This is a genomic window from Neobacillus sp. PS3-40, assembly GCF_030915485.1.
GTDB lineage: Bacteria > Bacillota > Bacilli > Bacillales > Cytobacillaceae > JAUZPL01.
The window spans coordinates 3098438-3110192 of sequence record NZ_CP133266.1 but is presented as its reverse complement, the minus strand read 5'-3'; the positions used below and the strand labels follow the sequence as shown (position 1 = coordinate 3110192).

Here is an 11755-nt window from a genome sequence, read left to right as displayed (position 1 = left end):
GGGTATTTTATGGTGTTTCTGTGACTTCTTCTCATTAGGAATGCACTAAGTATAGGCTATACAATAAAAGTTTATCGGTGGCTCTTCGATTTCTCAAGGGGCTCTATGGTACGAGTGTCACTAAGTCATGGCTATATTCATATGTATAAGATTGTTACTTTTTCTTACAATACTTAGAAATATGTGGTAAAATATGAGCGCTTATTATCTTTTATACAATTTTCATGGAGGTATTTAATGACCATAGCAGCCTTAAGATATACATTTTCTGACTATACTATTCCACACTTACCCCCTTTAAAAACCTGGAAAGAATATAGTTACCACATTCAAGAGTCCAGCATGAGAAGTGCAGTAAATGCTGAAACAAAAATAAATGGGTTCCTTACTGGCGGTACTCTTTCAAATCAGGTATGGGTAGATCTAAAAGGAGTTTATGGTCTATCGGACTCAAGACTTTCTATTAACACCCTGGGTCACAACTTTATTTCTTATTGTGCTACTGCACCTACAAATTTTGCTAAAGAGGCTTGGTTATATAGAGCACAAAAAAACTCCATTGATACAGAGATTCGATTTAAGTTTAATCGTAGACTAAGAAATTTACATACTTTACTTAGTTTTATTCCACATAGTTTAGTCCATAGGGTTTTTGATAATTCATTGGAGAGTAACAAAATGTTAGCATTTTCTGAGCACTTAATTCAATACCCTCTTGCCTTAAAAAAATTTTTCGAGTTACCTTGGGCAGATATTGTCAGTCTTACTAATAGAACTGATACTCAATTTGAGCAATTAATAACAGTGTTAACACCCACTGAACGAAATTTAGATCCATTCCTTAGAAGAGTTAAGACTTTTAACAGAGAACCAGAAAGAAGACTTGTCTTCGTAGCTTCTATGTTAATTGCCCCTACTCTTGATAGGATTGACCATTTAGGAAGTTCACCATTAATATTGCATTATCCATATAATCGTTTTTTCATTGATCAAGACTTAATTAGATATTTGAACCACATAGGTCCTTATATGGTTCATTAAGATAGGAGACAAAATTAAATGAGCTTACAATCACATTTACAACGAACAGGGTTTTTATTCAATGATGATAATGTCATTGATCTATATTTATCACTTAAAACATCTCCACTCACTATTTTCACAGGAATATCAGGTAGTGGTAAAACTAAATTAGCCCAATATTTTACAGAATATTTGGTTACACCCGCCCATCCTGTAACAGTTACTGGAATCCCAACACCTACCCCTAGTATAGAAAAACATAGGTATGCATTTGTATCTGTTCGACCAGATTGGCTAGATAACAAAGGCATACTTGGATATTACAATCCATTACTAGGTGTGTATTCTATTACTCCAGTATTACAGCTAGTGTTAAATGCTATACAAGAACCCACTGAACCTTTCTTTTTAATATTGGACGAAATGAATCTTGCCAAAGCAGAACATTACTTTTCTGATTTCTTAAGTGCCCTTGAAAGTAGAAGGTATTCTCCAGTGACTGGCTTATATGAAACTGAGACTATCAGTTTACACAATGCTGGGTCTAGGGTTATTTCAAAAAACTACTCCGACTCTAACGATAAATTAAATGCAGTTTTAGAAATGAACAGTTTTCCTGATGATTACTATGTTTATGTTTCTCCAACTTCAGAAAGAAAATACTTTGTTCCTGAAAATATTCTTATACCGCCTAACCTTTACGTAATCGGCACAGTAAATATAGATGAATCTACATATAGATTTAGTCCAAAAGTAATTGATCGATCACATGCTATTGAAATGAATGGTGCAACTGCTGAAGAATATGTTGCGTATCTAACTGGTGCAACAACTCCACCAACTACACCTACTCTATATTCTAGTTTAAATTTTAACGTAAATGATTTTACTCACGGTCATCTTTTTATATCTAGTAGAAATGAATCAGCTATATTGGGTGACGGAACTTTAAATCAAGTTATTTTGCAAAAAACAATTACACATTTAGGTGGTTTATTAACAAACTCTCCATTTAGATTTAGTTATAGAACTACGAATCGTTTAATTCAATTTGTAGGTAATGGAAAAGAGCTCTGGGATAACAGTCATATCACTTTTGATGATAATTCATTACTTTATTTACTTGATAGTGCTATCTTATTAAAGGTATTACCAAGATTACATGGGCAAAGGAGAGTTTTAGAACCTTTACTTAGAAACATACTATATTTTTGTCATTCTATCTTTAATGATGGTCATTATACTGACATTCTAAATGGAAATGTGCCTAATGACCTACAGGGGATTGAACTTCAACCTTTTAATAAATCCATTTATAGATTTCCTAGAACTGCACACTCTATTTCCAGAGTATTTAACTCTCTAGTAAAGGACAATTCAAACTATGGGAGTTTTATCTAATGGAAGAGTTTTATTTAGTTAATAAGGTAGTAGTAGTAAACTCATGCTTAAAAATTACAATTGAGTCCTCAAAACAATTTGAATATACAGCTATGGAAACAATAACAATTAACAAAGGGTCCCATAAAATTATTTTAGATTGTGAAAAATGTTTAGATAAATCACTTTATTCTCAAAGTCCCATTATATATTCAACCGAATCTTTAATGGAGGATCTCAAATTTTTGGAAAATAACACCTACACAATTGAGGTTGAACACGATAACCTTTCAAATCTTACATTATTGCCTCGTCTTCATAATTTTTCGGCTAGCCCATTACAAGGGAAAGTAAGATACTTAAATAACCTAGCCTATGCAAAAATAAATTGGGAATCATTCGTTGGTAAAGACTCAATTGGCATTTTTTGGAATTTTGAAGATGCTTTAAACCTACCTATTGAAATAAGAGCAGCAAAAATTGATTATCTGTCTGATTATAAAACGATGATTGATAATATTAATAACATTTGTTCCGATGTGCTTTGGAGTAGTAAGAGCACAATAAGTTTAAATGTAGAAAACACATTCGATTCAGAAAAGAGCATGCTTAGTAAGTTTTTCTTCATAAGAGCTGCATTTTCTGATTTGAAACTTCTTAGCTCTTTTGAGGAAATCGTAAACGCTCCAATTACAAAATTACAAGAAACTTTTAAAGAGGTAACAATTGGTGAAGTTTCTTCATTCGATCATAGAACTATTATATCAATGTTAAATAGTCCTTATTGGATTGAAACTGATCCTTCAGCTTCTCTCTTATCTGTTTCCCAAAATTCCTTACCGCTCATTCTAAATGAATATCACACTCATCTATCGTATGATACAACTGAAAATAGATTTATAAAGTACTTATTAGAGGAAGTTTCATTAATTCTAAATGAGCTTATAGTCCAATACACAAAAAAAACAATTGTCGGGTTAGAGTCCTTTAGACTATTGTCAATTGTTAATGAAATGCTTTCGCACTATATTCTACAAGAGGTTAAAAGTATTCCATATGTTGAGACAGGTAACTTAGCGATTAGAAGGGTACCAGGGTATAGTGATTTCTATACCTTTTTTGAACAGTTATTAATGTCAGAATCACTACAATGGGATGAATTTTTCAACATATTATTTCATAAGCAAGTTAAACCAATTTACGATTTATATGAGGCTTGGGTTCTGACTGAATTGTTAGAGATTTTAAAGTCTATGTCAACTGGCGGGTTTAATGTTGAATTCGGTAGTGGAAAGAGATTTATTAAGAGAATATCAACTGAGTTTTATTCTTTTAATTTAGAACTCTTATACCAACATAAATTACAGCACTCCAAAAATGATGATCCTCTAAGTTCATATTCAATGAGGATGGACCCAGATTTTTTGTTAAATATCTATAAAGGAGATAACCTTTTAGGATCAGTTGTATTTGATGCAAAGTATAAGTTAAATAAACTCAATGAACTATTTACTTACTCTAAGGATGATTTAGACGATACTAATCTGGGAAACTTAACAGACGCGAGAATAGCCAAACGAGTTGACCTTATGACTATGCATGCTTATAAAGATGCTATAAGGGTTGTTAAGGGATCATATGTAATATTACCAAGTGTGGAACAATCTATAGAATTATGGAGAGAGAGAAAGGATATAGTACCATCAATAGGTGCAATACCTCTTTACCCAAGTAGTAATAGTGAGTTTAAAGATAAGCAAAGAGATACTTTTACCCGTTTCATAAAAAAATTAATCACTCATTATAAAAGAAAAAGCACCTAAATATGAACTGCACCCCAATTGTTAGACACGACTAACAATTGGAGGTGCAATTTTTTATGGCGAAATATTCGTTAGAAATAAAATTAGCTGTCGTAAAAGGATATCTTGAAGATTTTAAATCCTATAGAACGTTGGAGAAGGAATCAGGAATTGATTATCTATTTATTATGAAATGGGTTAGCTTATATGAATTACATGGTATGAAAGGCTTAATCCCAAAGTATACAGATTACTCTTTAGAGTTTAAAATTGACGTACTAAATTATATGAGAGATACAGGGACGTCTCATAGAAAAACAGCTGCTATATTTAATATTCCAGCTCCTTCAACCGTTCTAAAATGGGAAAAGGCTTTTAATGAGAATGGAATAGACGCTCTGAAACCTAAGGAGAGAGGGCGTCCATTTATGAAAAAAGATACAAAGAAACCACAACCAATAAAAGGATCACAAGATCCATTATTAGCTGAAAATGAACGTTTACGCATGGAGAATGCATACTTAAAAAAGTTACATGCCTTAATTCAAGAAAAGGAAAAGTCTCAGAACAGGACAAAGCGAAAGTAATCTATGAATTAAGGCAAGAATTTAAGGTAATTGACCTGGTAAAAGTCGCTGAAATCCCACGTAGTACGTATTATTACTGGGTAAAACAAATGAATCAACCAGACAAATATAGTGAATTAAAAGAGGTTATCCAACAGATTTTTGATGAACACCAAGGCCGTTATGGTTATAGGCGTATTACATTGGAATTACGTAATCGGGGGTTTGTACTAAATCATAAAACAGTCCGTCGCCTAATGAATGAAATAGGTTTAAAGTGTCTTGTTCGTATGAAAAAGTATCGCTCATACTGTGGAAAAGTAGGAAAAATCGCACCTAATATTTTAGAGCGTAATTTCCAATCTACGAAGCCAAATGAGAAGTGGGTAACAGATGTGACGGAATTCCATTTATATGGTGAAAAGCTCTATTTATCGCCGATTCTGGACCTTTATAACGGAGAAATTATTTCGTACCATCTTGAAAAACGTCCTGTTTATCCATTGGTTTCAAATATGTTAGATAAGGCATTTAAACAATTAAAAGATGGCGATTCCCCTATCCTTCACTCAGATCAGGGATGGCATTATCAGATGAAACAGTATCAACACGCCTTAAAAGAGCAAGGGATTATACAAAGCATGTCGCGTAAAGGTAATTGTTTAGATAACGCAGTCATAGAGAATTTCTTTGGCTTATTAAAAAGTGAATTACTCTATCTTAGAGAATTTGAGAGTATGGAGCATTTTAAACGAGAATTAGAGGATTATATCCATTATTACAATCACAAACGAATTAAGGCAAAATTAAAAGGCAAGAGTCCGGTTCAATACCGAACTCTTGCCCAGGAAGCTGCTTAAAATTCGTGTCTAACTTTTTGGGTTCAGATCAAATATAGGTGCCTTTATTTTTCTTCCTCTTTTCTAAAAATAAGTATATATTGATGCATTTGATGCATCACAAATGCATACGGATAGCCAAAAGGGAAAAGGTCATTTGCCTGATCATACCAAATTTTCATTCCTCTATATACTAAGCCTGGTATTGTACTTAATGAATTAATAATGTCTGCATGTAGTATATTGGGTTTGTCGGGTTTTGGTTGAAAGTCTTTACAGAAGACCACTGCATATTTTCCTACTTCTAATTTTTTTACTGCCAACTCCATAATATCTTTAAACTGAATCAAAAATTGATCATATTCCTGATTTCCAAGATCACGTTCATCATTTGTATATGGCGAAGGTTCATCTTTCCCATAAAACTTTAATTTCTGACCTGTCTTTTTTTTATTCATCATATCTGCGTAAGGAGGATCTGTTATTATCATCTGAAATTTTCTATCTAATAAAGGGTGGGGGTTTGAAAGTACTTCTTTTGAGTCCCCATGTATTGTGTGTTCTAAAGGTATACTATCGGTTTCACATACGGTTTTATAAGCATTTAGGTATAAGTGATTTAAATCTATCCCAACTCCATGTCTAGGAGTGTCACACAATGAGCCACCCAAAAGACTTCCACCTACTCCAACGAAAGGGTCTAGAATCCACTGATCACCTTTAGTGAAGAATGATATGATATCCTTCATTAACTGAGGAGGTTTAGGTGAAGGATGAATTTTCCTTAGGTCAAATCCAACCCCTTCCTTTACTCTTGGCGGATAAGCTTTCACTAGGACACTATTTAGAAAAAATGTCCACTCTCTCCCAGTAAGGTCATTTAATTTATTTCTTTTATCATAAATCCCTCTTTCACCAAGGTCTACACCATTAACCCCCATTTCCTTTTTCTTCTTCCTACCTTTACTTTTTTCTTCTCTCCAGAAAGGAAGAATATTTGTGCTTTGATCTTGCTCTTCGAGATCTTTATCTTCACCTTCTATAATGTTTTCTTTATCTTCGACAATTTCCAAGTCTAATTCCTTATTTTGATTTACTTTTGACATAATATAACCGCTCCTTTACTTTTAGTTCCCCACTACCACCATTATTGCTTTTATACCTTTGGAACGATATATCCTTAAATTCCACAGTTCCTTTTTCCCTTAAAATTTCTAAAATCTCTTCATGTTCTAATATTCCATCAGCATTATAGCTTAAAAAAATATGGTTAATTTTTAATTTATTTATCACTTCTTTAAGAGCAATAGCTGCTTTACCTTTATAACAGAAGTCGGACTTTTTTTCCTGCCAAGGTCTTAACCCCGTTTTACCAGTTACAATTGGGGAGTCACCCACAGCAATAGTTTCTAATACATGATAGTAAGCACCGTACTGTCGGAAATTGTATGGTGGATCAAGATAAACTACATCAGCAACTATACTCTCTGAAATCTGCTGTACTTCTTGTTGAATCACAATATGATCTAAATTATCATTAGTAGGGGTGTCTATCAACTCTAATTTAATAGGATTAAATGCTCTTTTATCCCATTTTTTTAAAAAGGCACCATACGTTCCAGCAATATTAGCTACCCTATTTGTTGCCAATAAAAGTGATGCAATTAATAGTGCCTCTTCTGATTCATTAATTAAATTAGATGCTTTCCATAATTTTATCTGATTTCTAATAGCATCAATCTTAGATGCATTTTCACCAGTAAGGTACATCCTATTATTAGTACCTTCTGGAGAGTATTCTGTATAAATAAACCCTTCTTTACCTTTAAGACTATTTAAATGGTTTAGAACCAAATCTATATTTTTTGGAAATAAATTAGTGAACTCTTGTTTTCTAATTTCTTTTGAATTTGCTAACTTATTAAAGGTTATTTGACTATTTGATGCTAAAGCTGCCTTAGCCCATATAACACAAACTGTTAATATATCGTTTGCAATTACTTTATATCCTTTATTTCTAAAAAACTTTGACACAGTTGCCGTCCCTGTAAATAAATCAGCAAAAGTAAGTGTGTCTGATCCTCTATCCACCTTTGATTCAATAAAGTCATAAATGAAGTTAAGTAGTTTCTCCTTTGATCCAATATAACGCATTTAACCCACTCCACTTTAAAGAAAATAAAAAGGTGCACCCCGACATGTAATTCCTTAAGGATACACTTTAATTTTTATATTTTTTATAAATACTTTATAAATTATAATGATACATTGGATTGAAGTCTACGTCTATCCATATACAGTCAATGGTTATCAATCCCAGAAATAAATTGTGATATCCTACTAGTTATTATACAGGAACATCAGTTCCTAGTTAAGTGTTAATTATATCAAACAAAAAAAACTTACACATTTACATCTCCACTTAAATAACTGGTATGGCTTTAAATATTTAAAGCCATACCAGTTCCTTTCCTTTAAGAATAAAAATTTGGTAATATCAAACATACCCCTTCTCTTTAAGAGATATAAATTTATCAGAACAAACAACAAGATGGTCTAATACCTCAATGCCAATTATTTTCCCTGCTTCTGCTAGTCTTTTTGTAACCTCAATATCTTCACGGCTTGGTGTTGGATCATTGCTAGGATGGGGTTATGTGCCACGATTATTGAAGCTGAATTTGATAGTATTGCAGGCTTCAGAACTTCCCTTGGATGCACTATACTAGCATTTAAACTTCCTATGTGACAAATGTTTATAGCAGTCGGTTGATTCTTTGTATCTAAGCAAACAACAATAAAATATTCACGGTCTACATCGACTAAAAATTGCTTAAATAGTTTATACGCATCTTCTGGTGATTTAACATTTCTTTCTGGATAATGAAAACTGTTTTCCTTTACAAGTTTAAGACTTACAATATTTACTCTTTTGGATGGCTGTTTTAATATTAAACTTTCACCAAGTAACTCCATTTGCATGTTTTGTGACAATGAGTAGTTATTCATAAATTGTTTCCCCCTTACTATTTTTAATAAATTAAAAGAGGACGAATCTTCAATTGAAGATTCGTCCTCTTTATCACCAAGAATAATTCTAGATTTTCTTCGAAATGTGGAATTGTGATTCGTCCTGCATATCAAAACGTCATATCAGACTAGCACGAAAGTTGATGACATTCCTTTTGTAGGTCTGATTAGCTCAACTCTTGGCTAATAAGGACTACCTATAGCTCATAGGTGTCCAATAAATAATATATAATTATTATTATTTATATTACCATTTCATGAAAGTTTGCTAGATATTAATTCTGTAGGTTATAAATATCTACAATTGACTAGGCCCTGAGTCATATTTTTATTGGTCACATATTGGTCATGCACTTTGGAAAATTAGAAATAACAGGAGGTAATATAATTCATATCTGTTACTAAAAAACATTAATATATATAGTCTTTAGAAAACTAAGGGACACTAGGAGAAATAGTAGCTACTACCCTGGCAGCGTGGAGGACCAAAGGTTCAATCCCGCTATGCGCCACCATAACAAAGTAAAAAACTGTGACCTTCTGTTACTAGACAGAAGGTCACAGTTTTTCTGTTTTTAACACCCCCCTAACTTTCCAATAAGTAGTTTATAGGTTCCTCATTAACTCTCCAAATTTCTTAGAGGCTTCTGTCTTCATTGTCTTTGTAACATGTAGATATACTCTCTTCGTAATATCGTCTTCAATATGCCCCAAACGTTCCATTATTTCGTGTATGCCTACTCCAGCTTCTGCAAGTAAAGATGTATGTGTATGACGTAGTGAGTGAGGTGTCAATGCAGGATTAGTCCTGATAACTTTAATAGACGGGTCATCCGATTCTGTATTGTCTTAATAAGTTCTGGATATCCAAGATGGTTACCAGTTTTAGCAAACACAAAATCTTTATCATAATAGATATTACGGTTTAGCATTTTAAGTTCGTTCTGCCTTGCTTTAAGTCTTTCCAGTTCTTTTAATACAATAGGATCAAGTTCTATGATCCTTTTAGATGTTTTAGTTTTAGGTGGTAAAAGATGGTACTCCCTTATAATGTTACGGGGATTATAATATGTCTTTGTAACACTGACTGTGTAATCTTTAAAAGAAAGATCTTTCCACATTAATGCACACAATTCTCCAACTCTTAGTCCTGAGTATGCTAAGGTGAGAAAAATTTTTTACGACTTTTTATTGGATTGCGTTAAATTAATGTTAAATTTAACATCCTAAGATTATGAAGGGCTTGAATATATTTTTTAAAAAAACAATTTTCAATTCAAGCCCTATTCTCTTTTATTGATAACACTTTCATTAAGCCACACTTCAAGATCATTTAATTCTTCATGATAAAAATACTTTTTTTCTTCTGGTAACATTTCGATAAATTCCTCTATAGACTTAAACTGAACACCATCAAAACTTTTCCTTTCACTATACCAATATACTATCCATAATTCCTTACAGTAGTCTTTATATTTGTTTATTGTATCTTCTATCGATTGTGTCCAAGCAGAAATCTTCGCATCAATATAAATATTTCCCTCTAAAACAAAATCAGGTTTTATTAATGTGCCTTTAACATTTATAAGTTTATTTCTTAAAACGATTGGATAGTTTAACTCTCCTAAAACTTTTTCCACAATATTTTCAAACCTAATACCTGCACTTCTAACATTCTTTCGCCACCTTTGTTCATAGTCTACGTCTATTTCATTGAGTGCTTTACGTAAAGTACCGAAGTGATCTCTTGCAGCTTTCTCCAATTTACTATTTTCGGTGAATAGTTCTCTTTGAGTTTTACCTTTTACATAAAACCATTCATATAAATTATTAATTACTTCATCCGCTTCCCAGGTTTTTTTATCCATATACGGTCTACTTTCTTTAATTCTTCTAGAAGGTAGACCAGCTGCTTCACAAGCATTTATAAACGAACCAAATTCCCTATAACAAGCTTTATATAAAGGTCTAAACTCAAGGGCAAAATTTTTAGTTTTAAGTATCCCTTCAACGCCAAGTTCCTGTAGGTTTAAGAGAATTTTCTTTTTATCCCATCTTTCAGTTCCATATATCTCATCAATTGTAAAACCTGCTGACGTTATTGCATTTATAAAGGAACCAAATAATCTAACACAGGCAGCATGAATCTCAGGATAATTAATCTTTAAGTGAAGACTTTGCAGAGAGTGACCTTCATTATTCATGTCCCTTAAGATAACAGTAACCTTTTGTTTATCCCAACTTTCCCTCTGTAATATGTCTTGATAAGAAATACCGTTTGCCTCTACAGCATTTTCAAGAGAACCATAAAACCTTTTACAGCCACCTAAAAGGCCATCACCATGATTTCTTACATAAATAGGTGTTAACACCCCTTGTGAATCAAGCTCTAACAATGAACTATCAACTTTATCTTTGGTCCATATATTATTCAATCTAATTTCTTCATATGATATGCCACATTCTTTTAAGGCATTTTCCAAAGAACCGAATCGTGCCTTGCATCCATATAGTAACTTCAAATGATTTTCTCTAAGATAGATAGGAGTCAAAACACCTTGCTTATGAAGACTTATTAAATCCTGGAGAACTCTTTCTGCAGGCCAATGCTCCAATTTATAAATGTCTTCAAAAGGGATTCCTAACTTACCAAAAACCACTTCTAGAGACCCATAATCCTCTACTATAGCTCTCACCATTCCACCATATTGCATATACAAATATGAAATGGTAAGTTTCCCCTCATGATAAAGATTTAATAAAACTTCTTTAATCTTTTCCTCGTTCCATTTCCTTCTTTTTCGCATAAAACCAGCCCTTCTATCAAAGGTTTTTACTAGTTTTACGCAAAAAATTAAAACTTATACTTGATAAACTATAAAATTATTAATTTTTTTAAAACTTCTAAATGAATTAGCGAATCTAGACTATTTTAGATCATCCATTGTAGTCTAAAGTAGTCTGAAGTAGTCTAAAGTAGTCTATAGTAGTCTAAAGTAGTCTAAAATAGTCTAAAATAGTCTATCTTTTAGTAAGATTATCCTTATAAAACTAGTCTATAATAGACTATTAATATAACATTCTTAATTTAGCATTTATAAACCTATCTTAAATA

At 32.5% G+C, this 11755-nt stretch carries 7 protein-coding genes and 2 pseudogenes; 4 read left to right on the top strand and 5 right to left on the bottom strand.

Translation table 11 applies throughout. From position 1 onward, the window contains the following. Positions 1-237 precede the first annotated feature (237 nt). The 4 genes from RCG20_RS15220 to RCG20_RS15205 all read left to right on the top strand — a co-directional run bounded on the left by RCG20_RS15220 (position 238) and on the right by RCG20_RS15205 (position 5631). Positions 238-1041 carry a hypothetical protein gene (locus tag RCG20_RS15220; protein WP_308180959.1) on the top strand — a complete coding sequence of 268 codons (804 nt, stop codon included), beginning with the start codon at positions 238-240 and terminating at the stop codon, positions 1039-1041. An 18-nt stretch (positions 1042-1059) separates the two neighbouring features. Next, complete coding sequence (locus tag RCG20_RS15215) at positions 1060-2424, top strand: McrB family protein (protein ID WP_308180958.1); 1365 nt, start codon at positions 1060-1062, stop codon at positions 2422-2424. After that, the gene (locus tag RCG20_RS15210) at positions 2424-4226 is read left to right on the top strand and encodes a DUF2357 domain-containing protein (RefSeq protein WP_308180957.1); all 1803 of its coding nucleotides are present in this window, start codon (positions 2424-2426) and stop codon (positions 4224-4226) included. The genes RCG20_RS15215 and RCG20_RS15210 overlap by 1 nt, the downstream gene beginning before the upstream one ends. A gap of 56 nt (positions 4227-4282) precedes the next feature. After that, positions 4283-5631, top strand: a protein-coding gene (locus tag RCG20_RS15205; protein WP_308180956.1) for an IS3 family transposase whose coding sequence is annotated in 2 segments (ribosomal slippage) — positions 4283-4739 and positions 4739-5631 — 1350 coding nt in all. Because the reading frame shifts where the segments join, the coding sequence is not laid out codon by codon here. 44 nt (positions 5632-5675) lie between these two features. Here the strand turns inward: RCG20_RS15205 and RCG20_RS15200 are convergent. The 5 genes and pseudogenes from RCG20_RS15200 to RCG20_RS15175 all read right to left on the bottom strand — a co-directional run bounded on the left by RCG20_RS15200 (position 5676) and on the right by RCG20_RS15175 (position 11447). Next, on the bottom strand, positions 5676-6716 hold the full coding sequence (locus RCG20_RS15200) for a DNA methyltransferase (RefSeq protein WP_308180955.1): 1041 nt from the start codon (positions 6714-6716) through the stop codon (positions 5676-5678). Further along, the gene (locus RCG20_RS15195; RefSeq protein WP_308180954.1) at positions 6694-7764 is read right to left on the bottom strand and encodes a DNA adenine methylase; all 1071 of its coding nucleotides are present in this window, start codon (positions 7762-7764) and stop codon (positions 6694-6696) included. The genes RCG20_RS15200 and RCG20_RS15195 overlap by 23 nt, the downstream gene beginning before the upstream one ends. A gap of 343 nt (positions 7765-8107) precedes the next feature. Then, positions 8108-8592: pseudogene (radC, locus tag RCG20_RS15190) on the bottom strand (DNA repair protein RadC). 654 nt (positions 8593-9246) lie between these two features. Further along, positions 9247-9761, bottom strand: a pseudogene (locus RCG20_RS21780) (site-specific integrase). A 162-nt stretch (positions 9762-9923) separates the two neighbouring features. Next, the gene (locus RCG20_RS15175; protein ID WP_308180951.1) at positions 9924-11447 is read right to left on the bottom strand and encodes a hypothetical protein; all 1524 of its coding nucleotides are present in this window, start codon (positions 11445-11447) and stop codon (positions 9924-9926) included. Positions 11448-11755: the final 308 nt, after the last annotated feature.

What these genes read in the sequence shown, in the direction of transcription:
- RCG20_RS15220 (WP_308180959.1), top strand. Translation starts at nt 238, where the DNA reads ATGACCATAGCAGCCTTAAGATATACATTTTCTGACTATACTATTCCA.
- RCG20_RS15215 (WP_308180958.1), top strand. Translation starts at nt 1,060, where the DNA reads ATGAGCTTACAATCACATTTACAACGAACAGGGTTTTTATTCAATGAT.
- RCG20_RS15210 (WP_308180957.1), top strand. Translation starts at nt 2,424, where the DNA reads ATGGAAGAGTTTTATTTAGTTAATAAGGTAGTAGTAGTAAACTCATGC.
- RCG20_RS15200 (WP_308180955.1), bottom strand. Translation starts at nt 6,716, where the DNA reads ATGTCAAAAGTAAATCAAAATAAGGAATTAGACTTGGAAATTGTCGAA.
- RCG20_RS15195 (WP_308180954.1), bottom strand. Translation starts at nt 7,764, where the DNA reads ATGCGTTATATTGGATCAAAGGAGAAACTACTTAACTTCATTTATGAC.
- RCG20_RS15175 (WP_308180951.1), bottom strand. Translation starts at nt 11,447, where the DNA reads ATGCGAAAAAGAAGGAAATGGAACGAGGAAAAGATTAAAGAAGTTTTA.